Annotated in this window: 22 protein-coding genes and 1 tRNA gene; 5 read left to right on the forward strand and 18 right to left on the reverse strand. The window is 33.1% G+C overall.

Going from position 1 to position 22,747, the window contains the following annotated elements; translation table 11 throughout:
- Positions 1-83: 83 nt before the first annotated feature.
- From C7D97_RS02275 to C7D97_RS02335, 13 genes are all read right to left on the reverse strand, one after another.
- On the reverse strand, positions 84-434 hold the full coding sequence (locus C7D97_RS02275) for a type II toxin-antitoxin system PemK/MazF family toxin (protein ID WP_015777905.1): 351 nt from the start codon (positions 432-434) through the stop codon (positions 84-86).
- Entirely contained in the window at positions 424-1,545 is a 1,122-nt protein-coding gene (gene alr, locus C7D97_RS02280) for an alanine racemase (protein ID WP_105300513.1), read from the reverse strand. The genes C7D97_RS02275 and alr overlap by 11 nt, the downstream gene beginning before the upstream one ends.
- A gap of 2 nt (positions 1,546-1,547) precedes the next feature.
- Positions 1,548-2,723: an NAD(P)H-hydrate dehydratase gene (locus tag C7D97_RS02285; RefSeq protein WP_240308884.1), complete on the reverse strand. Its 1,176-nt coding sequence runs from the start codon at positions 2,721-2,723 to the stop codon at positions 1,548-1,550.
- Positions 2,720-3,982: an amidohydrolase gene (locus C7D97_RS02290; protein ID WP_105300515.1), complete on the reverse strand. Its 1,263-nt coding sequence runs from the start codon at positions 3,980-3,982 to the stop codon at positions 2,720-2,722. The genes C7D97_RS02285 and C7D97_RS02290 overlap by 4 nt, the downstream gene beginning before the upstream one ends.
- A gap of 84 nt (positions 3,983-4,066) precedes the next feature.
- Positions 4,067-5,485, reverse strand: a complete 1,419-nt coding sequence (gatB, locus tag C7D97_RS02295; RefSeq protein WP_105300516.1) for an Asp-tRNA(Asn)/Glu-tRNA(Gln) amidotransferase subunit GatB — start codon at positions 5,483-5,485, stop codon at positions 4,067-4,069.
- Entirely contained in the window at positions 5,475-6,887 is a 1,413-nt protein-coding gene (gene gatA, locus C7D97_RS02300) for an Asp-tRNA(Asn)/Glu-tRNA(Gln) amidotransferase subunit GatA (RefSeq protein WP_105300517.1), read from the reverse strand. Before gatA ends, gatB begins: the two co-directional genes overlap by 11 nt.
- A gap of 8 nt (positions 6,888-6,895) precedes the next feature.
- Positions 6,896-7,174 carry an Asp-tRNA(Asn)/Glu-tRNA(Gln) amidotransferase subunit GatC gene (gene gatC / locus C7D97_RS02305; RefSeq protein WP_015777911.1) on the reverse strand — a complete coding sequence of 93 codons (279 nt, stop codon included), beginning with the start codon at positions 7,172-7,174 and terminating at the stop codon, positions 6,896-6,898.
- Position 7,175: 1 nt separating this feature from the next.
- The gene (ligA, locus tag C7D97_RS02310) at positions 7,176-9,176 is read right to left on the reverse strand and encodes an NAD-dependent DNA ligase LigA (protein ID WP_105300518.1); all 2,001 of its coding nucleotides are present in this window, start codon (positions 9,174-9,176) and stop codon (positions 7,176-7,178) included.
- Position 9,177: 1 nt separating this feature from the next.
- Positions 9,178-11,373: an ATP-dependent helicase gene (locus tag C7D97_RS02315; protein WP_105300519.1), complete on the reverse strand. Its 2,196-nt coding sequence runs from the start codon at positions 11,371-11,373 to the stop codon at positions 9,178-9,180.
- A gap of 57 nt (positions 11,374-11,430) precedes the next feature.
- A complete protein-coding gene (locus tag C7D97_RS02320; RefSeq protein ID WP_015777914.1) occupies positions 11,431-11,751 on the reverse strand; it encodes a YerC/YecD family TrpR-related protein in 321 nt (106 codons plus the stop codon).
- On the reverse strand, positions 11,748-12,404 hold the full coding sequence (locus C7D97_RS02325) for a type 1 glutamine amidotransferase (RefSeq protein ID WP_105300520.1): 657 nt from the start codon (positions 12,402-12,404) through the stop codon (positions 11,748-11,750). Before C7D97_RS02325 ends, C7D97_RS02320 begins: the two co-directional genes overlap by 4 nt.
- Positions 12,401-13,732 (reverse strand): Mur ligase family protein, encoded by a 1,332-nt coding sequence (locus C7D97_RS02330; protein WP_105300521.1) that lies wholly within the window; start codon positions 13,730-13,732, stop codon positions 12,401-12,403. Before C7D97_RS02330 ends, C7D97_RS02325 begins: the two co-directional genes overlap by 4 nt.
- A 38-nt stretch (positions 13,733-13,770) precedes the next feature.
- On the reverse strand, positions 13,771-14,040 hold the full coding sequence (locus C7D97_RS02335) for an acylphosphatase (RefSeq protein WP_105300522.1): 270 nt from the start codon (positions 14,038-14,040) through the stop codon (positions 13,771-13,773).
- 126 nt (positions 14,041-14,166) lie between these two features.
- Between C7D97_RS02335 and C7D97_RS02340 the strand changes: the two genes are divergently transcribed.
- Genes C7D97_RS02340 through C7D97_RS02350 form a run of 3 tightly spaced genes read left to right on the forward strand, consistent with a single transcriptional unit; the run spans position 14,167 to position 17,439 of the window.
- Positions 14,167-16,689 (forward strand): heavy metal translocating P-type ATPase, encoded by a 2,523-nt coding sequence (locus C7D97_RS02340; RefSeq protein ID WP_105300523.1) that lies wholly within the window; start codon positions 14,167-14,169, stop codon positions 16,687-16,689.
- Entirely contained in the window at positions 16,689-16,964 is a 276-nt protein-coding gene (locus C7D97_RS02345) for a metal-sensing transcriptional repressor (protein ID WP_105300524.1), read from the forward strand. The genes C7D97_RS02340 and C7D97_RS02345 overlap by 1 nt, the downstream gene beginning before the upstream one ends.
- A gap of 52 nt (positions 16,965-17,016) precedes the next feature.
- Positions 17,017-17,439: an Asp23/Gls24 family envelope stress response protein gene (locus C7D97_RS02350; protein ID WP_105300525.1), complete on the forward strand. Its 423-nt coding sequence runs from the start codon at positions 17,017-17,019 to the stop codon at positions 17,437-17,439.
- Between the two features lie 77 nt (positions 17,440-17,516).
- On the opposite strand, the gene ltrA is transcribed toward C7D97_RS02350, so the two are convergent.
- A complete protein-coding gene (gene ltrA, locus C7D97_RS02355; protein ID WP_105300526.1) occupies positions 17,517-18,908 on the reverse strand; it encodes a group II intron reverse transcriptase/maturase in 1,392 nt (463 codons plus the stop codon).
- A gap of 411 nt (positions 18,909-19,319) precedes the next feature.
- Complete coding sequence (locus C7D97_RS02360) at positions 19,320-19,808, reverse strand: QueT transporter family protein (RefSeq protein ID WP_105300527.1); 489 nt, start codon at positions 19,806-19,808, stop codon at positions 19,320-19,322.
- 865 nt (positions 19,809-20,673) lie between these two features.
- Between C7D97_RS02360 and C7D97_RS02365 the strand changes: the two genes are divergently transcribed.
- Together C7D97_RS02365 and C7D97_RS02370 are read left to right on the forward strand one after the other, a co-directional pair.
- Entirely contained in the window at positions 20,674-21,561 is an 888-nt protein-coding gene (locus C7D97_RS02365; protein WP_105300528.1) for a C39 family peptidase, read from the forward strand.
- Positions 21,562-21,615: 54 nt separating this feature from the next.
- A tRNA-Lys gene (locus C7D97_RS02370) sits at positions 21,616-21,691 on the forward strand.
- A 141-nt stretch (positions 21,692-21,832) separates the two neighbouring features.
- Here C7D97_RS02370 and C7D97_RS02375 read toward each other — a convergent pair.
- Genes C7D97_RS02375 through C7D97_RS02385 form a run of 3 tightly spaced genes read right to left on the reverse strand, consistent with a single transcriptional unit; the run spans position 21,833 to position 22,707 of the window.
- Entirely contained in the window at positions 21,833-22,036 is a 204-nt protein-coding gene (locus C7D97_RS02375) for a phage holin (RefSeq protein WP_105300529.1), read from the reverse strand.
- A gap of 57 nt (positions 22,037-22,093) precedes the next feature.
- Positions 22,094-22,438, reverse strand: coding sequence for a type II toxin-antitoxin system HicB family antitoxin (locus C7D97_RS02380; RefSeq protein ID WP_105300530.1), 345 nt, complete (start codon positions 22,436-22,438; stop codon positions 22,094-22,096).
- Between the two features lie 29 nt (positions 22,439-22,467).
- Positions 22,468-22,707 carry a hypothetical protein gene (locus C7D97_RS02385; protein ID WP_158679103.1) on the reverse strand — a complete coding sequence of 80 codons (240 nt, stop codon included), beginning with the start codon at positions 22,705-22,707 and terminating at the stop codon, positions 22,468-22,470.
- Between the last annotated feature and the right edge of the window lie 40 nt (positions 22,708-22,747).

Raw genomic sequence — 22,747 nt, forward strand, 5'->3', positions numbered from 1 at the left:
AGAGCTGTTGCAAGATTGAATACTTGATTCTAATGAAAGAGTAGTATTCATTCTCTAACAGCTCTTTTATGTATTATGTAAGTTCAATTATCAACTAAATCCAATGATATGGCCATAGCTTCATCTATTTTTAGCATTATGTCGTGATTGAAGCTACCTATTTTCTCTCTTAATCTTTTCTTATCTATTGTTCTAAGCTGTTCCATCAATGCTACGCTATTTTTGGGTAGTCCGAACTCATTACCCTTTAACCTAACATGAGTGGGAAGCTTGGCCTTATTAAGCTGACTAGTCACAGGAGCGACTATAATAGTTGGTGAATATTTATTTCCTACATTATTTTGTACAACAATAACAGGTCTAACACCTCCCTGCTCACTACCGACGACAGGAGATAAGTCAGCATAAAAAAGATCCCCTCTTTTAATTTTCATACAGTTCTCCTAAATAATTATCTACCTCAACAATTTCCCCATCCTTTATGTAAACCCTAGTTAATCGCATATCGAAAGATGTCATTAGTTCATAAGGTATGGTTCCAATCTTATTAGCTTCTTTGTAAATATCTGGATATATTACTACTTCATCTTCTATTTCACAATCTATATTGCTCACATCGACCATAAATTGATCCATGCAGATCCTACCACAGACTTTAACAATCTTACCATTAATTAATACTTCCCCTACATTGGAAAAAGCTCTAAAATATCCATCAGCATAGCCTATAGGAATTGTCGCAATCTTCATCCTATCTTTGGCTATAAAGCTTCTACCATAGCTAACTGAATCACCCGGGTTAATATTTTTTACGAAAGATACCCTGCTTTTTAAAGAAAAAACTTGTTCTAGCTTAATATCTTCTCTTTCCTTTAAATAATCAGAAGGATAAATGCCATACATCACTATTCCAATCCTATCTATATCACTATTAATATCATGATAAATAGATGCAGCTGAATTTGCTATATGAAATAATTCAATCTTAAATTCGTCACTAAGATTTTTTCTTAGCCTTTCAAACTTTTCATATTGCTCATGTGTAAAAGTCTTATCTTCTTCATCTGCAGTAGAAAAATGGCTGAAAGCTCCCTTTATTTTTAAATTTTTGAGCTGTTTTAACTTAAGAATTCTATCAAATTCAAATTCTCTAAATCCTAAGCGAGAATGCCCAGTATCTAAGGCTATATGAACCTTCAATAAACCGTCTATACTCTTATTTATTCTTTCCGCATAAGATAAGTCATAAACGGGGATTTCAATATCATAAGCCACGCATTCATTTGCTTCTTCAACACTGACAAAACCCAATATCATTATAGGCTTTGTAATGCCAGAAACTCTTAAGTTTTTAGCTTCAATGAAATTAGCAACAGCAAAATATGATACTTGGTTTTCTATGTATTTAGCAATAACAGTTGCTCCCAAGCCATAAGCATTTGCCTTGACTACAGCACAGATATTTTTATTTTTAGATATTTTTTTTACGTTTTCGATATTTCTCTGTATTTTATCTATATCAACTTCAATATAATTAGTAAACATTCCTACCCCAATAATTTCATAGCACCTGGAATATATTTGACTATGTCAGATGCTATTATTGAATCTTCGCATAAGTCTTTTGATGCAAGATCTCCTGCTAACGAGTGAATGTAGACACCAAGACATGCCGCCTTGTAGTTATCCAACCTATGTAATAAAGCAGAAATAACTCCAGATAATACATCCCCACTTCCTGCAGTAGCCATTCCTGGATTTCCGATTTTATTTATATAAATCCTATTGCCATCAGTAACTATAGTTTCCTCAGATTTTAATACAAGAATAACTTCGTTTTCCCTAGCAAATTTTTTAGCTATATTTACTCTATCAGAATTAATTTCATCAAGTCTTAACTTTACAAGCCTAGAAAACTCCATTAGATGAGGCGTTAATATAAGATTTTTGTGGTTTTTTAATATCTTAATATCTTTGCTAACAGCATTCAATCCATCTGCATCTATAAGTATTTTACCACTAAAGTCGATAAATATACTATTGATCAATGAATTTAATGAATCATCTTGACCCATTCCCGGGCCTATAGCTAAAACATCCTTATCTCTTAAATAATAGCTTATTTTTTCTAGATTCTCCTTGTTATTAATAATATTAAAAGAATCCAGAGGTAAAATTATCTGCTCATTAGTTTTTATCTGAAGAATATTACTAATTGACTTAGGAACTATATTATATACTAATCCTGCACCAGTTCTTAGGCAAGCCATGGAAGAAAGATATACAGAACCACTCATACCGTTACTTCCGCCAAGTATGGCAATTCTACCGTAATCACCTTTGTGGGTATTCTTCTTTCTTTTAGGAAATATTTTTTTGAAATACTCGTCTACATAAATATTGTCTAAATTAGACTCACATACAGAAAGTGCATAGTCCCCATCATGGCTTATGCTTATATTATCAGTTAAGAAAAATCCATCTAAGAAAACTTTTGGTTTTTTATCCCTGTATCTTATTTCGATTCTCTCTTTTAAAATATAAGATAAATTAAAACCATATGCCTTGATAGTGGCTTCTTTTGCAGCAAAAATTCCCGAAAGACTCATATTAAAGTCCTTACTTCTTCTTGCGTGCGCTAATTCTTTTTCTGTAAAAATCTTTAAGATACTAGATTTTTTCTTAAATTTATTTACGCTAACTAAATCTATTCCAAGCATCATCTAGCCTTAAGATCTTCGAATTGTCTTTTTGTTTTTAATATTATATTTTCTCTATCGTCATTATTAAACTTACCATCTCTATATACAATATTTCCATCTATAATAACATTTTTAATATCAGATTCATAGGTAGAAAAGCACAAGGACGATAGGATATCATTGTGGGGTGTGTGGTTTTCATTATTGATATCAATCATTATTAAATCAGCCTTATAGGATTCTTTAATCATTCCTACTTTATCAAACCCTAAGGCCTTTGCACCATTAACCGTTGCCATCTGTAGCATTTCTATGTAACTTATCGGTCTACTTGAATAAAGCTTTGATATAAGCATAGATACTTCCATCTCTCTTAGAATTGAGAGCTTGTTGTTACTTGAAGCAGAATCAGTACCTAAGCATACATTAATTCCCTTGTCGATTAATCTTGCTAGGTCTAAAAAGCCTGATGACAGTTTCAAATTAGAGCTTGGATTATGAACTATGCTCACATTATTATCTTTTATAATATCCAAATCATTATCGGATAGATATACTCCGTGAGCAGCTATTGTTTTGTTTTTAAATATGCCAGCCTTATCAAAAAGCTCGGTTGGACTCATATGGTATTTTTTATAGCAATCTTCATTTTCCTTCTCAGTTTCAGATAAGTGTATATGGATAGGCAGTCTGTATTCTTGGGCATAGTCTGATATTTTTTTCAAATAATCTAAATCTGCTGTGTATACAGCATGGGGACCAAGTCCTACGTCTATTAGACTGTCACTTTTATATGTATTGGCAAGATTTATGTTTTCTTTAATTTTAGAAAAATTCTTATCTGGAATAGTTAGTCCTCTAGATATTTGTGCCCTGATATTCATCTCTTTACAAGCTTTTATAGTCTCTTCACAGAAAAAATACATATCTGCAAAGCTAGTAGTGCCTGCTTTTATCATCTCTAATAGAGCAAGCTTTGATCCGTAGTAGACATCTTCTGCCTTAAGCTTGTCTTCAAGTGGCCATATGTAATCGTTAAGCCAAGTCATAAGGTCAGTCTCAGGTCCATAATTTCTAAAAAGAGTCATAGCAACATGGGTATGTGCATTGATAAATCCAGGCATTGTTAGGAAGTTTTTGCCGTCTATAATTATATCGCTTTTAAAATCATCCCTATTTCCTATATAGGAAATTTTGTCGTCTTCTATATAAATGTTCGCCCTTCTTATTTTGTCATCTTCCATTGTAAGTAGGCGCGTGTTTTTAATTAGTATTTTCATTTTATAAAAGAGCTTTTTTAAATAATCCCTTAAGGATCAGGAGCTTGCTATATATAAAAGCAAGCTCTTTTATTTTGTATAGCCCTACTCTCCTATCTTTTCTCTTAACAATTTATTGATTTCTTGAGGATTTCCTTTTCCCTTAGTTTTCTTCATAGCTTGTCCAACCAGGAATCCGAAAGCCCTATCCTTACCTCCCCTTATATCTTCTATAGATTCAGGATTTTCACTTAAAACCTCATCTACAACTTCCTCAAGGAAGGATGAGTCTGATATTTGAAGTAAGTTTTTTTCTTCAGCAAGTTTTTCTGGATCTTCATTTGACTCGTAGATTTCTCTAAGAAGTTTCTTAGCAACATTGTTGTTTATTTTATTTTCTTTAGCTAATAATATTAACTTAGAAAAGTTTTCAACTGAAAGTTGCATCTCTGAAGGACTTTGTTCAAACTCATTAAGCCTTCTAGATAACTCTGATAAAATCCAGTTTGCGCATGTATTAGGGTCATTAACTATAGCATTTGTTTTTTCAAATAGTTCAGCAAGCTCTCTGTCATTAGCTAGTAAATTCGCGTCATACTTGCTAAGGGATAGGTCATTGATATATCTAGCTTCTTTTTGTCCAGGCAATTCTGGTAGATTTTCTTTAACGTGGTTTATGAAATCGTCAGAAAGCTCAATTAGAGGAATGTCTCCTTCTGCGGAGAATCTATAGTCATTTCCAACTTCCTTATTTCTCATGTGAACTGTTTCAGCCAATTCATCGTCCCATCTTCTTGTTTCTTTTACACCTACTTCTCCTTTTTCAAGAAGTTCTATCTGTCTTTTTTCCTCAAAAGCTAGTGCATTTTCTATAGCTTTAATAGAGTTTATGTTTTTAATCTCTGCTATAGCAGTCCTTTCCCCATTATCTAAGTTTTCGATATTGATATTAACATCGACACGCATAGAACCTTGAGCCATGATACAGTCTGATACTCCTAAAAATCTTAAGGTAGATGCAAGAGTTTCAACATATTCTCTTGCTTCATCTGGTGAAGACATATCTGGTTCACTAACTATTTCAATTAGTGGGACACCTGCTCTGTTGTAGTCCATCAAAGTCGCATTATTTTCATCATGATTTGACTTACCTGTATCTTCTTCCATATGAATTTCAGCAATTCTAATATTTTTACCTGACTCTAAAGTTAGGTAACCATTTGTTGCATAAGGCTTATCAAATTGAGTTATTTGATATCCTTTCACGAGATCTGGATAGAAATACTTTTTCCTGTCCATTTTTTGGTCACGTCTTATATCACAATTAAAGGCAAGACCAGCCATAACAGCATACTCAACTGCCCTTTCATTCATTTGAGGAAGAGTTCCTGGATGTCCTAGACATATTGGACATACATTTGTATTAGGCACTTGTCCGAACTCATTTTTACAGGAGCAAAACATCTTCGTTTCAGTGGCTAGCTCCACGTGAATTTCTAATCCGATAATTGTTTTAGTTTTCATTTATACTCCTTAAAAATTTCTCACTCGCATTGATTAATTTGTTATCTTCAAATCTATTAGCTATAAATTGAACTGATCCAGATATGCCCTTTCTCACTGGCAATGAAAGACCGCACATTCCAGCAAGATTTACAATTACATTGAAACCATCTGACTTAAAGTCGCTTAGTGGATCGTTCTTGTCATCTGTCAAGTAAGGTGGTAGATTTGTTGTAGTTGGTGTTATCAATAAATCTATTTCTTCAAAAACTTTTTCCAATTCGTTTTTAATTAGGCTTCTCAACTTAAGCCCTTGCTTATATATCCTTTGATTATCATTTGCTGATAAATACATAGTTCCTAAAGCTATTCTTCTTTGAACTTCTTCTCCTAGACCTTCTGATCTGCTTTTTACGAAAAGTTCTTCTACAGTTTCGTAATCATCTGCCTGATAGCCAAATCTCACTCCATCAAACCTACTCATGTTTGAGGATACTTCTGAGCTCATTACAACGTTATATACAGGGTTTGCAAACTTTGCATACTCTAAATCAATAGGATAAAGCTCTGCTCCTAATGACTCTAGGGTATCTAAGGCCTTTTGATAGTCATTTTTAACTTCTTCTTCAATGCCTTCATAAAGGCTTGACTCAGTCTTTATAAATCCAATCTTTTTTCCTTTAAAATCATAATCTTCGTATGCGTACTCATATTTTTCTAAATTAGAAGTCATATCTTTTGGATCATGAGATGCAGTTGTATTGGCCAATACTCGCATATCTTCGATATTTTTAGAGAATAAAGAAACTTGATCTAGGGTGTTTGCCATAGAAACTACACCATACCTACTCATTATTGAATAAGTTGGTTTGTATCCAAGAATATTACAGTATGATGCAGGACATCTTACCGAACCACCTGTATCTGTTCCAAGAGCTACTAGGACATCACCCTTAGCTACTGCTGCCGCAGACCCCGAAGATGAACCACCAGGAACTCTCTTGTTATCAAGAGGATTTTTGGTAGGTCCAAAGTATGAGGTCTTGCCTCTACCGCCCATAGCGAATTCATCCATATTTGTCTTAGCTACAATAATAGCATCTTCTTTTAAAAGATTTTCTACAACACTTGCATTATATACAGGTTTGAAGTTTTCCAGCATTTTGGATGCACAGGTCATCTTCATTTTATCATATGATATATTATCCTTAACAGCCACAGGCACTCCAAATAAAGAACCTAACTTCTCGCCATTTTTTAGTTTTTCATCTAACTTTTTAGCCCTTTTAATAGAACCATCGCGATCAAAACTTATATAAGCATTCAATTCGTCGTTTTCTATTTTATCTAAGGTTGCTAAAATATTATCTTCAACACTTAGATTTCCGTTTTTATAATCTTCGATTAATTTTTCTATATTCATTTTAGCTCCTATAATTTCCAATCAAGTCTAAAATAACCAAATTCTGTATCTTTAGCGTTAGCCAAAGCCTCATCTCTAGTTATGGATTCTTTAGCTTCATCTTCTCTAAAGATTGCCTTGTGATTTGGTATAAGTTCAGTCATATTAACTTCATCTGTATCAATGGTAAAGATATCTTCGATAAAATCTATAACTGTATTGAACTTATTTGCTAGTAAGTCAGTGTCTTTTCCTTCTAGACTTAGATTAGCAAGCCTATATATTTTTTCTACTTCTTGTGTATTCATATTACATTCCTTCCAATTCTTCTAAGAAATCATATAATTTATCATTCTCATAAATTTCTATGCCTAAATCTTGAGCTTTATCTTTCTTAGAACCAGCTTTTTCACCAGCCAAAACTACATCTGTATTTTTTGAAACTGATCCTGTAACCTTAGCTCCATTACTTTCCAAAAGTTTCTTAATATCATCTCTCTTATAATTATCAATTGTACCTGTAATTACAAAAGTCATATCATTTAAGCTATCACTATTATTATCTGCTTTTACATCGGATATTTCTATACCTTTTTCCAATAAATTATCGATCGATTTGCTAATATTAGGATCTTTGAAGTACTCAACTATGTTTTGAGCAGTTATTTCACCGATATCTTCAATATCTGAAAGATCATCTGCGCTAGCATTTCTTAGATCATCAAAATTCTTAAACTTATTCGCCAAATCTCTGGATGTTCTCTCCCCTACATTCGGTATTCCTATTGCATAGATAAAATTATCAAGATCAACCTTTTTACTTGCTTCTATGCCATTTAAAAGATTCTTTGTTTTTTTATCTCCAAAACGATCTAGCTTAATTAGATCTTCGTAGGTTAAAGCATATATATCATCTACTTCATTGATATCTAGTTCTTCCATTAGTTGGGCTATAGTTTTTTCGGACAGTCCTTCTATATCCATTGCATTTCTTGAGGTAAAATGCTCCATTCTCGCAAGTAGTTGTGGTTTACATGAAATAGAATTAGGGCAAATTATGTGGACATTGCCTTGGATTAGCTCACTTCCACAATATGGACATTTGCTAGGCTTTTCTATCTTTTTAGTCCCTTCTTGATTTTCATCTACAACTCCTAGAATTTCAGGGATTACATCATTTGATCTTCTGATGAAGACCTTAGATCCGATTCTTACTTTTTTCCTAATAATATCATCATAATTGTTTAGGGTGGCTCGACTTACTGTAGCTCCTGAAAACTCCACTGGGTCAAGTATTGCACTAGGAGTTACTTTTCCACTTCTTCCTACATTCCAAACAACTTCTCTTAATGTTGTAGTGTATTCTTCCGCCTCGAATTTATAGGCTATTGACCAACGAGGAAATTTGTTTGTTGATCCTAAGACTTCCTGAGTTCTTTTATCATTGATCTTAATCACTACGCCATCAGTTAGAATGTCTATATTCTTTCTTTCTTCCTCTATAAAATCAAGTTCTGCTAGCATTTCTTCTAGACTATGAACTTTTTTATGGTAAGGGTGAATCAATAATCCCTGTTCTTTTAGAAATTCCAACATATCTTCTTCAGTAGCAAAGTCTAAGTTATTAGTTGGTATAGAATAGAAGTAGGCTGTAAGCTTCCTTTTGGCAGTTTCTTTGGTGTTTAGATTTCTAAGTGCTCCTGCCGCAGCATTTCTAGCATTTTTCAGCTGCAATTCATTTTCCTCATTGTAGCGAGTTAGCTCTGATAAAGGCATTAGTGCTTCGCCTTGTATTTCTAATAAAGACTTCTCTTTAATTCTATTAGGAATTGATCTAATAGTTCTAACTTGAGGAGAAATTTCTTCTCCGACGGTTCCATTACCCCTAGTCGCAGCATTTACTAAAATACCATTATCATAGGTTAAGTTTACTGTTAGTCCATCGAATTTATACTCCATTATATATTCAAGCTCAGCTAATTTATCATCGTGATTTCTATTATAGTCATCTCTTAATCTATTACACCTATCAATCCATGCGCTAAGCTCTTCATGAGTTTGGGCCTTGTTTTGAGATAAGAGCTTAGTTATATGAAAATGCTTTTCAAACTTATCAAGTATTTCTCCTCCGACTACTTGGGTGGGAGAATCATCTCTAACATAGCCTGTTTCCTCTTCAAGTTTTCTAAGTTCATCATAGATTTGATCATACTCTCCATCGGAAACTAGAGGCTCATCCAAAGTATAGTAATGGTAGTTTAAATTCTCTATTTTTTCTATTAATTTATCTATTTTCTCTCTCTTATCCATATCAAACCTTCTCTATTGGAGCGTAGTCTTGGTTAAGTTTTTTAAGACCTTTTTTATCAAAAGCAACGACAAGCTCATTACCCTTATCTTGTTTTTTGATCTGGACGACCATACCACTACCCCACTTAGCATGAACTAGCCTATCTCCAACCTTATATTGATCATCGCTCGCACTCGTTTTATTTAATTTTTTACCTAAGACTGACTGCCTAGTTTTTTCTCGCATGTAATCTTCTGCCATGGACTTTTCGTATTCTCTTGATGAATATCCATATGAACTAATCTTTTCTTCGACTTTGACATTATCAATTATTTCATCGATAAATCTAGACGGCTTATAAAATACAGGTTTGCCATAATTTCTCCTTGCCTCGGCGCTTGATAGAAATAGTTTCTCCTCGGCTCTGGTTATTGCAACATAAAAAAGTCTTCGCTCTTCTTCGATATTTCCTTCATCTATGCTTCTTTTTCCTGGAAATAGTCCTTCATCAAGACCAACTACAAATACTACTGGAAACTCTAGACCTTTTGCAGCATGCATTGTCATTAGTGAAATCGAATTATCTGTACTTTCCGTCTTGTCAAGATCTGATAGTAAAGATAGATTTTCGAGATAATCGTAGATAGTGTCTTCTGGATTATTTTCCTGATATTCTGATGCTGATGATATAAACTCATTTATATTATCTATCCTTGCCCTATCTTCAACTGAATATGATGACTCTAGAGATTTCATGTAGCCACTTTTGTCTAATACATCTTCGATAAGATCAACTATTTTGTAGTTATCTACATTAGCAAATATGTCCCTTAATGGTAAATAAAACTTCTCAGTAGACTTCTTAACTCTATCTGAGATCAATGTATTGAAACTATCATCTGTAATTAAGTCTAGAATGGCAATATTATGCAAACTAGCTACTCTCTCCAACTCTTCAATGGATTTATTACCAATTCCTCTTTTAGGCTCATTAATAATTCTTTTTAACGATAGGTCATCTTTTGGATTAACTAAAATCTTTAGATAAGATACCAAATCTTTTATTTCTTTCCTATCATAGAACTTAAGTCCACCTACTACCTTGTAGTCTAATAAGTTCTTCATCAAAATTTCTTCGAACGGTCTTGATTGGGCGTTGGTCCTATAGAGAATAGCAAAATCCTTGGCGTCGTAATCTTCTTGCATTAGGCTTTTTATATTATCAAGGACAAACTTAGCTTCTTCGCTTTCAACTGAATTCGCCTTATATATAACCTTGTCTCCGCCCTTATTTTCTGTCCAAAGTTCTTTAGCTTTTCTTTCGGAATTATTTTCTATTAGAAGATTTGCAGTTTCTAGGATGTTTTCTGTTGATCTATAATTTTGTTCCAACTTTATTGTTTCAGCATCTTTAAAGTCTTTTTCGAAGTTAAGGATATTTGAAATATTTGCACCTCTAAAACTGTATATAGATTGATCTATATCTCCTACAACGGTGACATTGTTATGAAATGCAGCAAAATATTTAATTAGCTCGTACTGACTATTATTGGTATCCTGGTATTCATCTACAAATACATACTCGAATTTCTTTTGGTAAAAGTCTAATGTTTCTTTACTTCTAACAAAAAGATATAAAACTTTGTCTATTAAATCATCAAAATCCAGTGCGTTGTAGTAAAACTTCTTTTCTTCATATTTTTTATAGATTTCATAATAGATGTCGCCCTTGCTATAGTAAGTATTTAGTTTTAGAAATTCATCTGGATCTAAAGACTTATTCTTAGCGGATGATATCACATTAAGCGCATCTTTTGGAGCAATATCATCCTTATATCCAAGTTCATTAATTATCTCTTTGATTAAAGTCTTCTGATCGCTTGTATCATAAATTGTAAAATTTCTATCATAACCAATTTTATCAATATTCATTCTCAGAATCCTTGCGCAAATTGAGTGAAATGTCCCAATCCAAAGATGTGATACATCCATACCAAGGAGTCTTGAGATTCTTTCTTTCATCTCATTTGCTGCTTTGTTGGTAAATGTTATAGCAATGATATTTCTAGGATCGATATTTTTTTCTTCAATAAGATAGGCAATACTTGTTGTAAGTACCCTAGTTTTACCAGATCCTGCTCCAGCAAGAACTAACAGAGGTCCTTTTCCATGAAGTACTGCCTTTCTTTGCATTTTATTTAATCCATCTAAGTTCATATTTCACGTCCTTCCATCTATCACATTATACCATAAAAATAAAAGAGTAAGTTATCCTTACTCTTTGCTTTTTTCTTCTTTTAAATTCTTTTCGATAAGCCTTTCCAATACAATATCATATCCGTTAGATCCATAATTTAACGATCTATTTACTCTTGAAATTGTAGCAGTTGATGCTCCTGTTTCTTCTTCGATTACACTATATGTTTTTCTAATCTTAAGAAGTTTTGCAACATGCAATCTTTGTGCTATTGATTGGATTTCTCTAGCTGTACATATATCGGTGAAGAAATCATAACATTGCTCAATATCTTCAAGCATTAATACTGCTTCAAAAAACTCATCTATTTCTTTGTTTCTTAATTTATTTTCTTTCATTTGCATCTCCTATTAATTAATATATCAATTAAGCTTTCGCATAAATTGTTGTTTCTAGCAAGTAATGGTCCATGAAGGTAAGTACCTATAGTGTTTTTATACCTAAAGCCTTCGCTCTTGTCTTTGCCATTATTGCCATTACCTTCCAAGACATATGCAAAAGGCTCTTGACCTTCTCCCAAAAATGTTATACCGCCATGATTTTCAAATCCTTTATAGATCGATTTTTCATCAAAGGCCGATTGAATTTTTATATTACCAGTAAATCTATTTTTATCTTCCTGGTTGATTGTGTAGTGGCCAAAGATCTTGAGACCTTCTATTTTATTATTGTAGGCGTCGTAATAGTACTGACCTAACAATTGGTAACCGCCACATATAGCTAATAGTATACCATTATTTTCAATGTATTCTACTATAGTATCTCTTTTTTTAAGCAAATCTTTTTGCACTATACTCTGCTCATAATCCTGACCACCTCCAAAAAATACAAAATCATACTTCGTGTAATCAAAATCATCTCCAAGGCTTACTACTTCGATATTAGTTTCAAATCCCTTAATTCTCGCCTCGTGAGCAAAAGCCATTACATTACCCACGTCGCCATATGTGTTTAATAAGTTTCCATAAAGATGTGCAATATTAACAATCATGATAATTCTAATACCTCTCTTAACCTTAGCATAGCTGTGTAAGTTGATAAGATATATACATTATCTGACTTGGCGTTTTCTATTACATCAACTATTTCCTTCTCATAATCAAAATCTTTTATATCTCCTTCATAAATCTCTGCTATCTCTAGCCTTCTTTTCATATCAGAAGATCTTTTGCCAGATACATAGACATCTTTGATATCCATCTCTTTCAATTTCTCGTAATGAGAATCATATATCCAGCTTACATCAAGCCCATCTGCATAATTGTCATTTAACAGGCAAATAAGACTTATATCACTCTTATTTAAAAGCATCAATTCTATTATTTGATTAAGACCAGTAGGATTTTTTACAAGATTAATTATTACATTCTTATCAGCTATATTTATATTTTCTTGTCTACCAAATACATTCTTTTGAGACTTTAGTCCATTGTATATTTCTTCATAAGTTAATCCTAGCTCTTTGGCAACAGCAAGTGAGGCTAAAGCATTATAAATATTATATAAACCACCTACGGATATTTCGTATTCTTCGTTTGCTATTTTAAAAACTGAATGATTACTTTCTAGTTTTACTAGATTATCTATACAATATTTCAGATTCTTTGAAGAAAAATCACATGAAGGACAAGTAAAATCTCCCAGAGATGAGTAATTAACGAGCCTATACTTAAGAACACTATTACACTTTGGACAAAGTATCCCATCAGAATTTAGTTCCGCATCTAGACTATAGTTATCATGAACATCGCTCTTATCTCTTATACCATAATACACCTTTTTGTAGGGGTCCATATTCTCATAAGCAAAAATCGGTAGATCTCCATTAGCTACTATAGTAGCATCAGGCATCTCCTCCATTCCTTCCATCATCTTGTCGTATATATTATATATTTCACCAAACCTATCCATTTGATCTCTAAATACATTAGTAAATACTACATAGTCAGCCTTGAGGAACTTGCCTATTCTAGAAAGATTTGCCTCATCTACCTCTAGAACTGCAACAGTGTCTTTGTTTGGCGGATTGTCCAATAATGAAGTAATAATTCCTTGGACCATATTAGAACCAGAATCATTAGTAAAAACATTCTCATAGTGCTGTCTTAATATATTGGTCAAAAAATGGGTAGTCATTGTCTTACCATTTGTACCTGTTACAAAGATAAATTTTGTATTCTTAGACAATTCATTAAGTATATCTTTATCCAGTTTATAAGCAACATAACCTGGTAAGGAAGTAGCCTTATGCTTTGTAATCTTTAAAGAAAATCTAATTAATTTTGCTATATTTTTTATTACTTTACTTTTAAAACTCATAAGTTTACTATATACCCAAAATTAAAATCTTGCCAGAGCTAATACAGAATTTCAAAGGAATTTTCATCTTCCTTAATTTCTAACTTGCTTATATCTTTGGATTCTATCCTCACAAATCTCTGATTCTCTAATTCCCTTATGAATGCATCAATATTTTCAGGAGATCCTTGTACGTAAACTTCTACACTTCCATCGTAGAGATTCTTAACGCTTCCTGTTAAATTTAGATCAGTAGCAATCCTTAAAGAGTGGAATCTAAATCCGACTCCTTGGACCCTACCTTTAAAAATTATTTTTAACCTTTCCATGCTTACCCCTTTAATATACTATAACATTATATAGCCTTTCTTGTAAAGACTTTACTTTAGCCTTGACATTAATGCCACGAAAGTTATAATATTATTGACACCCCCTATGGGTGTTAAGGAGGTAATATGAAAGAACGTTTTGATATTAGCGGAATGACTTGTGCTTCTTGTCAGGCTAATGTCCAAAAAGCAGTTCAAAAATTAGGGGTTGATGATGTCAATGTAAATCTTATTAGTGAATCTATGACAGTCGATTATGATACTGATAAGATTACAAACGACGATATTATAAAGGCAGTAGAGAAAATTGGTTATGGAGCAAGTCTTAAAAATCAGGATAAATCAAATGATCCTACACTAAAGGAAAACGAAGAAATGTCTACAATAAGTAGATTAAAAATTTCTTTCTTGTTTTTAATACCACTGATGTATATATCAATGGGGCCAATGATTAATCTTCCTATACCAAGTTTTCTAGAAGGTCGCTCAGGAGCAGTAAATTATGCTTTTGTTCAATTTTTGCTAGCCTTGCCTGTAATTTTTGTAAACCGCAATTTTTTTGTATCAGGCTTTAGGGGACTTATTAATAAGGCACCTAACATGGATACACTCGTTGCCCTAGGTGCAAGTGCTGCCGCTATATTTGGTATATTTGCCATAATGAGGATGTCTTATGCCTTAGGACTAAACGATACCCAAGTGTTAGATCATTATAGGCACAATATATATTTCGAATCAAGTGCAACTATCCTAACTTTAATTACTTTGGGTAAATATTTTGAGGCTAGAAGTAAAGGAGAGACCAAATCATCTCTCAAACACCTTATGGATCTAGCTCCAAAAACAGCTAAGGTGATTAAAAATGGTGAAGAAATTGAAGTTGCCATAGAAGAAATTGGAATTGGCGATACTATTGTCGTTAGACCAGGAGAGGCGATTCCTGTTGATGGTATTGTGACAAAGGGCTCTTCCCTAGTTGATCAAGCCGCCATTACTGGTGAAAGCATACCAGTAAATAAAAATCCTGGCGATGAAGTAATATCTGCAAGTATTAACAAGCAAGGATCTTTTCAATTTAGGGCTAAAAGAGTTGGTGAAAATACTACCATCTCACAAATCATAAGTCTTGTTAATGAAGCAAATGAAACTAAAGCACCAATTGCAAAATTGGCTGATAAGATAGCAGCAGTTTTTGTTCCAGTGGTAATAGTTATTGCAATTTTAACTTTTGCTATATGGGCTTATATTACAAAAGATTTTGAATTTGCCTTAAATCTTATGATAGCAGTTCTCGTAATATCATGCCCATGTGCCTTAGGTCTTGCAACTCCAATGGCGATAATGGTTTCAACTGGTAAGTCAGCAGAGTTAGGTCTTCTGTTTAAAAACGCTGAAAGCTTAGAGAACCTTCATAAGATTGATTCCATCCTTCTAGATAAGACTGGAACAATTACAGAAGGTAAGCCTGTAGTTACTGATGTCTATACAAAAATGGATGACAAGGAGTTCATATCTATTGCAAGAAGTATAGAAGAAGCTTCCGAGCATCCTTTGAGCAATTCAATTGTAGAATTTGCTAATAGCAAAAACATTAGACCTAAAGAAACTTCAGACTTTCATTCTATAACTGGAATGGGGCTTGAAGCAAAAATAGACGGCAAAATATATTATGCAGGAAATATAAAACTTATGAACGATAAAAATATTTCTGTAAAAGATTTTGAAGAAAGATCTATCTCATATTCAGAAAAAGGAAAAACATCCATGTATTTTGCTGATGAAAATGAGGTCTTAGGCTTAATAGCGGTTCAAGACTTGGCAAAGGATAGTTCTATTAAGGCAATAGAAAAATTAAAAGCAATGGGCTACCATATTGCAATGCTAACAGGTGATAATGAAAAAACGGCCGAAGCAATTAGAAAAAAACTGGCTATAGATGAAAAATATGCAGAGGTCCTTCCACAAGATAAAGATAAAGTTGTAAGAAAACTTCAAGAATCGGGTAAAAAGGTAGCGATGGTCGGAGACGGAATAAACGATGCTCCTGCTCTAGCAAGATCTGATATTGGTATAGCTATCGGTAGTGGAACAGACATTGCGATTGATTCAGCGGATATAGTACTGATCAAGAATTCCCTATTTGATATAATAAATTCGATAAAATTGTCTAGTAAGACCATAAAGATAATAAAGGAAAATCTCTTTTGGGCATTTTTCTATAATATTATCCTTATACCAGTTGCAGCAGGCATCCTTTACCCTAGATACGGTATAACATTAAATCCAATGTTTGCGGCCTTAGCAATGAGTATATCCTCAGTCTTTGTATGCCTTAACTCACTAAGACTTAGGAACTTTAAGGCAGAAGAAGAAAGTAAAGAAGAAAGTAAAGAAGAAAATATATTAGTAAAGGAGAATAAAATGAGTGAATTAAATAAAATGATTGTAAAAGTTGATGGAATGAGCTGTCAAAATTGTGCAAAACACGTTACAGAAGCCCTAGAATCAGTTGCAGGAGTAAAAGAGGTAAATGTTGACCTTGATAATAAAGAAGCTAATGTAGAATTTTTCGGATCAGTAGATGAAAATGAAATCTCAAAGGCAATTAGCGAAGCAGGCTACGAATACAAAGGTATCGAATATAAATAATGCATGCTGATAACAAAAAAACTATCAGGAAACTTAAAACCGTCGGTGGACAAATCGACGGTTTAATTAAAATGATTGAAGATGATAGGTATTGTATAGATATATCAAACCAAATTATGGCTTCAATTTCTATTCTTAAAAATATAAATAAAGAAGTCCTCCAATCCCATCTAGAGCATTGCGTATACCAATCTCTCAATAGTGATGATGAGGAAAATATAAGACAAAAAATCGAAGAGATAGAAAAAGTTATCGATAAACTCAATAAAATTTAATAAGTGGGTATATATATAATAGTAAGCGAAAATAAATTTAAAGGAGAATAAAATGGCTGAAAATTATAATAACGAAAATTTTGCTGGAGAAGTTAGCGAATACGTAGTTAGCGACAAGGTTCTAGCTAAAATTACAAAAAAAGTTGTTGATAACGTAGACGGAGTTCTAGACTTACAAGGTGGATTCTTTGATAATCTAACAAGTTCTTTTTCATCTGATGAACAATCAACATCTGGTATTTCTATAAATCAAGCTGATAAAGATTCTGTTGTTGAAGCAGGAATCATCCTTGAATATGGCAAAAGAGCCGAAGAAGTATTTAGAAATCTAGATAAAGCTATCAAAAACGAAGTAAAAAACCTAACAGGTATTAACGTTAAAGCCGTTAAAGTAAATATTGTTGATATTCTAACTAAAGAAGAATTTAACAAAAAACAAAAACAAGAAGAAGAAAAAAAGCAAAAAGAAATATAAATCGAGTAGGAGGTAAATGATTATTTCATTTACCGTCCTCTCACACCACCGTACGTACGGTTCCGTATACGGCGGTTCTACAGTTTAATTTGAACTTTATTGTAATAGCTGAATAGGGATATATACCCCCTTTCAGCTATTCTTTTGTTGTTAAGAGCTCTGCTTAATATTGGGCTTTTGGCTATTCTCCAATAGGATTTGCGTGTATTTGCCCATTGCCAAGCTTGGAATTTTGCTATTCCTAATTTTACTAGATTTGTAAATTTGGTTTTTACTTTCTTCCAGCCTTTCCACGCACACATTCTGATTCTTCTTCTTAACCATTCGTCTAAAATTTGAAGGTGTTTTCTCATATTTGCAAGTTTGAAATATTGAATCCATCCTCTTGCGATTTGGTTGATTTTTATTCTTCTTTGCCTATAGCCTAGTGCATTACTTCTGTTTGTTACCTCTTTTAGTTTTGCCTTTAGTTTCTTTAGGCTTTCTTTGTGTACTTTTAATTGGGTTCCATTGTTATGGTAAAATCCATACCCTAGATATTTTGTTTGGCTTAATTTTCTTATTGAGGTCTTTTCCTCGTTTACTTTAAGTTTTAATTTTCCTTCTAACAGATTTTTGACTCTTTTGTAGTATCTTTCGGCTGCTTTCCTATTTCTTGCGAATATTAGCATGTCGTCTGCATATCTTACAAATTTGTATCCCCATTTTTCAAGTTCTTGATCAGCTTCATTTAGGTAGATGTTTGCGAGTAATGGACTTAGGGGACCACCTTGTGGTACGCCTTTGTCTGATTTTACTTTTATTCCATCTATCATTATTCCTGATTTTAGATATTTGTGTATTAAGGATATTACATCTCCATCTTTTATTTCTTCTGATAGGATTTGTATTAGTTTGGATTGGTTTACTGTGTCGAAGTATTTTTCTAGGTCTAAATCTACTACCCATGTGTATCCTTCATCTGCTATTTCTTTTATCCTTTTTAAGGCATCGTGTGCTCTTCTATTTGGTCTAAATCCATAGCTGTTTTCTGAAAATTTATTTTCATAGATGGGGCTTAGTATTTGTGCTATTGCTTGTTGTATTACCCTATCTGTTGTTGTGGGTATTCCTAGATTTCGTTTCTTACCATTTGATTTTGGTATTTGTACCCTTTTTACTGGTTTGGGCTTGTATTTCCTTGCTCTTATTTGTCCTAGTATTTTATCTTTGTTTTCTTTTAGATGTTCTAGGAGTTCTTCTGTTGATATTCCATCTATTCCTGCTGAACCTTTATTGGATTTTACTCTTTTAAAGGCTTCGTTTAGGTTGTTTCTATGGAGTATCTTTTCAATTAGTTCATTTTTGGTATTTTCTTTTGAGTTAATCTTATCATGACTGTGTCCAGCTGATTTATTTTCACTTTCTGAGTTATCTTTGATTAGTCTGGTTGATTTTCTACAGTCTTTGTCATGATTAGTTTCTTTCATAAATTTATACCTCCTGTAGTTCGGTCCTTCCTAGTTTTACTAGTACTATGACTTCTGCTGACTTCTCATAGTTCGTTGTTACTACTAAGTCGCCTATGAGACCTCCTCGGGTAAGAACATATTCTTTCCCCTCATATATCTGCCACATTTACATTTACGTATTCCGTGTAGTTATTGGACTTTACTTTGTTAAGCAAGCTTATCCTACGTAACTGCCTTATGTGATTTCTGTTCGTCAGACCAAGAGTTTGCCTAGGGCTTCCTTCAGATTCCACCTCACGATGGACACCCTTGCCTTTGGCTATGTGTTTCCCACTACCGGGCACACTTAGGACTTGCACCTGTTAGAATATGCTCATGCCGAGCGCACTTAAAAACTCCCCTCTATCTACACGATAGAAGGGAGTTTTTTTAAAATTCTCTAATATATTTCATAAATCCATCATTCTTTTCAAGCATTTTAAATATTAAAACACCTATAATACTAACCATAATAAATTCACTTGCCATAAACTCGAGAATCATAATAAATAATACAGCATCATTAGCTAAAATAAAATATGTTCCCAAAGCAGGCACAATCACCATTAGTACTGGCCACAAAGAAGCAATAAATAAATTCTTACTCTTTAACATGAGACGGAAAGCAACATATGATGATAAGGTTCCAAACACCACATCAAAAGCAGCCATCGGTGAAAACAAGTTGGCTATAGCACATCCTAATACTAGACCTGGTATGAATCTCTTGTTATAAAACACAAGAAGAACCATAATTTCACTAAACCTTAGTTGGATTGGTCCATATGATGCCATAGGCAACAATAAAGTAAGCACAGCATATAAAGCTGCAACGATTGCGGATTTTACCAAAAAATTAGTATCCAAATTATTTTTCATTTTACACTCCTTGATATTTTTTACAATGGGTCCCAAGAAACATTGCCTAACCATTATAGCATAAAATACACCTTTTGCAAGTTATGAAATTAGATAATACAAATGAAATTAAAAAGAATAACATATAATTTTTGGTTAAGATGAATTGAACCATGTATAGTATAAGCATTAAAGGGCTCTTGCAAAATGAATAAATCCGACCAATATCATTAGAAAAAGCTCCATGGAAGTCTCAACAATCCGACTTGCAATAAGACTACAAGGATTTCAGTTCTTATAAGTCTTTTAGCGTTTGAGTAATATCACTTGTCAAAAGCTTTGGCAAAGCTCTCGGTTAAGTTCTCTGTAGTCCTTATAGCAATGATGATTATAAGCACAATAGCGTGGGCTATGAAAAGATCAGTTATTCCAAATATTATAAAAATAATTTGCCTCTAGCATGGAAGCTCAAAGACTTTCTAGATATAGTTTCTTGGTATTGCTACTTTCTGCCCATATATCAAATCCGGTGCCTCCTAACGATTAATCCCCTACCTTGTAGCAAGGATATTAGGCTTAAAAATCAAGACCCTATCACTCGTTGGCTTAACCTTTTTCCTAGACTCCTATCCCTCAGTTATTTAAGAGATTCCTTATTCTATAATTCATTCTTAACCTAAAATAATCCTAAAGGACTTCAATTGACTTACTTATTTCCCCAATATCTATCTTAGTATGATGTTGGATACTTCTTAGGAGTATTTCTTAAGTATAGCTTAATTCATCGCTTATACAATCTTAAGTTTTAATTTTATTTAATAGCTTTTAATGTCTATCATTATCTTTTGATAATTGATTAATCATCAATAAAAGGTAATGTAAACTTATGAAGTTCAATAGGTTGATATTTTTGTTAGCTGCACTTTTTTTATGCTCGTGTTCTAACAAAAGAAAATTTGATAATGAATACTTAGATAAAGAAAACCTTCAGATGATAGAAGAAATCAATTCCATTGCCAAGGATACTTTTAATAAAGGAGAAGATTTCGTTAATAATTTAGATGTTGTAAACGAAACTAAGCCTGTTTATAAAACTGATAGGAGAGATGATTTAATTAAAAACTTAGAGGATCCTGCAAAGAAAGACCCAAAGGCCAAATGGGTTTATGATAATTTCAAGAATTTAACCGATACTGAGGCCTACCTTACTGGAAATGACCCCGATACTATTGAATTCGTATATAATATGAATCATAATATCAAAGATTTCCCATATAAGGAAGGTGAAAGCATTAAGCTTGATAGACCTACCCCTTACTATATTCAATGGGATAATAGATGGGCATACCAGGAGCTATCAGATATTAATATAGGTGTTGCTGGCTGCGGACCAACTTCCATGGCCATGGTCTTAGCTAGGCTTAGGAATGATCCTTCTATAACTCCTAAAACAATCGGAGAAGATGCAAAAGAATATATGGTTGAAGAAGGAATTGCTTGGAGCTTTTTTACAGATGAAGCTAATAAGTATGGATATAAATGTGAAGACTTAGAAAAAGATAAGCAAAAAATGATAGAGGCATTAAAGGATGGTCCTTTAATAGTTTCTGTCGAAAGGGGATATTTCACCCTTGCCGGTCATATTTTCGTAATAGATTCGTATAAAGACGGTAAATTTATTATAAATGATCCAAATAGTATAAAAAATACCATGCGAGAATGGGACTATGAGCAGATTCAAGACCAAATAGTCCACATCTGGAAATTTTCTTAAAAAAATATTTGACAGCTACCCCGGAACATGGTACTATATAAGGGTAGTTGATACGCACCATTAGCTCAGTTGGTAGAGCACCTGACTCTTAATCAGGGTGTCCAGAGTTCGAGTCTCTGATGGTGCACCAAGAATTTAATACAAACCTTCATATTTCAACCTTTTGAAAATCAATGTGGGCAATATGTGGGTAATAAAAAAGAGGAGAATTTCACTCCTCCTTTTTATTTGCAAAAATCTTCCTGTTATTATTTAAAATCTTAAGGTGATATTATTTTTCTTTATTATATGCTTCACTAGATATCTTAACTAGGGCTCCTAATAAAGTATTAACTGCTGCTAGTACCGCAGTAACCCTTTCAACATTTCCATAGTTGTACGTCCCTAGGATCGCAACTATAAAAGTACTTACTGGTATCGCTACTAAAGATATAGTTTTTAAAACATCATAGACTTTATTATTTTTAAAAATCATTTTTTTCTCCTCAATTTCTGTACTAAAAAAGCGACTACAAACGTAATCGCTTAATTCTTACATGCTTAATTTATATAAAGCTAATTGATTTAACGAAATCCCCTCATGCTCTGCTTCTTCCGCAAGTTTTTTATGCAATGATTTAGGCAATCTTAAATTAAATTTGCCTGAATATGTCTTATCAACTGGTTCTGGAATTTTTTCTTTATCTTCAATCATTACTTCCAAGTTGCTTGCTAGCATTTCCATTACTAAATTGTAGCATTCTTCAAGGGTATCTCCATCTGCCCTTACTTCAGGTATTTCTTGAACTTGCCCAAAGTAATAATCGCCATCCTCATCTTTAACTTTATGAATTTTTACATTCCATGGTAAAGATAAATAATAGTTTAACTCTTTCATAAAAGTGTATTTGACTAGTTTTAGGGGAGCTAATCCTCCCCATCTAGTATATTCAGTAGGTCTTCAACTTGATATTTCCTTACTGGGTTTCTAGCTAAAACCAAGTTAAAAACTTTACCGTCTGACTTTCTTTTGAAAACTTGATGACTACCGGCGTTGGATTTTCTTCTTTCAAATCCTTCCCATTCTAACACTTTTTCAATTTCGTCCGGACTAATGTTATTGGGGCTGGTCTTCATCTTCTTGATAAGCTTATCTTTTTTAGTCAAATACTTTTCACCTCCTGTTATTATAGTACCATATATAGTA

It is taken from the genome of Anaerococcus marasmi (assembly GCF_900290195.1).
Classification (GTDB): domain Bacteria; phylum Bacillota; class Clostridia; order Tissierellales; family Peptoniphilaceae; genus Anaerococcus; species Anaerococcus marasmi.

Bases quoted from the DNA above. Each gene is read 5' to 3' on its own strand.
- gatB (WP_105300516.1), bottom strand. From the start codon at position 5,485: ATGAAAACTAAAACAATTATCGGATTAGAAATTCACGTGGAGCTAGCC.
- ltrA (WP_105300526.1), bottom strand. From the start codon at position 18,908: ATGAAAGAAACTAATCATGACAAAGACTGTAGAAAATCAACCAGACTA.
- C7D97_RS02330 (WP_105300521.1), bottom strand. From the start codon at position 13,732: ATGAGTTTTAAAAGTAAAGTAATAAAAAATATAGCAAAATTAATTAGA.
- ligA (WP_105300518.1), bottom strand. From the start codon at position 9,176: ATGGATAAGAGAGAGAAAATAGATAAATTAATAGAAAAAATAGAGAAT.
- C7D97_RS02320 (WP_015777914.1), bottom strand. From the start codon at position 11,751: ATGAAAGAAAATAAATTAAGAAACAAAGAAATAGATGAGTTTTTTGAA.
- C7D97_RS02285 (WP_240308884.1), bottom strand. From the start codon at position 2,723: ATGATGCTTGGAATAGATTTAGTTAGCGTAAATAAATTTAAGAAAAAA.
- C7D97_RS02345 (WP_105300524.1), top strand. From the start codon at position 16,689: ATGCATGCTGATAACAAAAAAACTATCAGGAAACTTAAAACCGTCGGT.
- C7D97_RS02365 (WP_105300528.1), top strand. From the start codon at position 20,674: ATGAAGTTCAATAGGTTGATATTTTTGTTAGCTGCACTTTTTTTATGC.
- C7D97_RS02290 (WP_105300515.1), bottom strand. From the start codon at position 3,982: ATGAAAATACTAATTAAAAACACGCGCCTACTTACAATGGAAGATGAC.
- alr (WP_105300513.1), bottom strand. From the start codon at position 1,545: ATGTTTACTAATTATATTGAAGTTGATATAGATAAAATACAGAGAAAT.
- C7D97_RS02380 (WP_105300530.1), bottom strand. From the start codon at position 22,438: ATGAAAGAGTTAAACTATTATTTATCTTTACCATGGAATGTAAAAATT.
- C7D97_RS02335 (WP_105300522.1), bottom strand. From the start codon at position 14,040: ATGGAAAGGTTAAAAATAATTTTTAAAGGTAGGGTCCAAGGAGTCGGA.
- C7D97_RS02360 (WP_105300527.1), bottom strand. From the start codon at position 19,808: ATGAAAAATAATTTGGATACTAATTTTTTGGTAAAATCCGCAATCGTT.
- C7D97_RS02325 (WP_105300520.1), bottom strand. From the start codon at position 12,404: ATGATTGTTAATATTGCACATCTTTATGGAAACTTATTAAACACATAT.
- C7D97_RS02350 (WP_105300525.1), top strand. From the start codon at position 17,017: ATGGCTGAAAATTATAATAACGAAAATTTTGCTGGAGAAGTTAGCGAA.
- C7D97_RS02340 (WP_105300523.1), top strand. From the start codon at position 14,167: ATGAAAGAACGTTTTGATATTAGCGGAATGACTTGTGCTTCTTGTCAG.
- gatA (WP_105300517.1), bottom strand. From the start codon at position 6,887: ATGAATATAGAAAAATTAATCGAAGATTATAAAAACGGAAATCTAAGT.
- C7D97_RS02375 (WP_105300529.1), bottom strand. From the start codon at position 22,036: ATGATTTTTAAAAATAATAAAGTCTATGATGTTTTAAAAACTATATCT.
- C7D97_RS02275 (WP_015777905.1), bottom strand. From the start codon at position 434: ATGAAAATTAAAAGAGGGGATCTTTTTTATGCTGACTTATCTCCTGTC.
- C7D97_RS02315 (WP_105300519.1), bottom strand. From the start codon at position 11,373: ATGAACTTAGATGGATTAAATAAAATGCAAAGAAAGGCAGTACTTCAT.
- gatC (WP_015777911.1), bottom strand. From the start codon at position 7,174: ATGAATACACAAGAAGTAGAAAAAATATATAGGCTTGCTAATCTAAGT.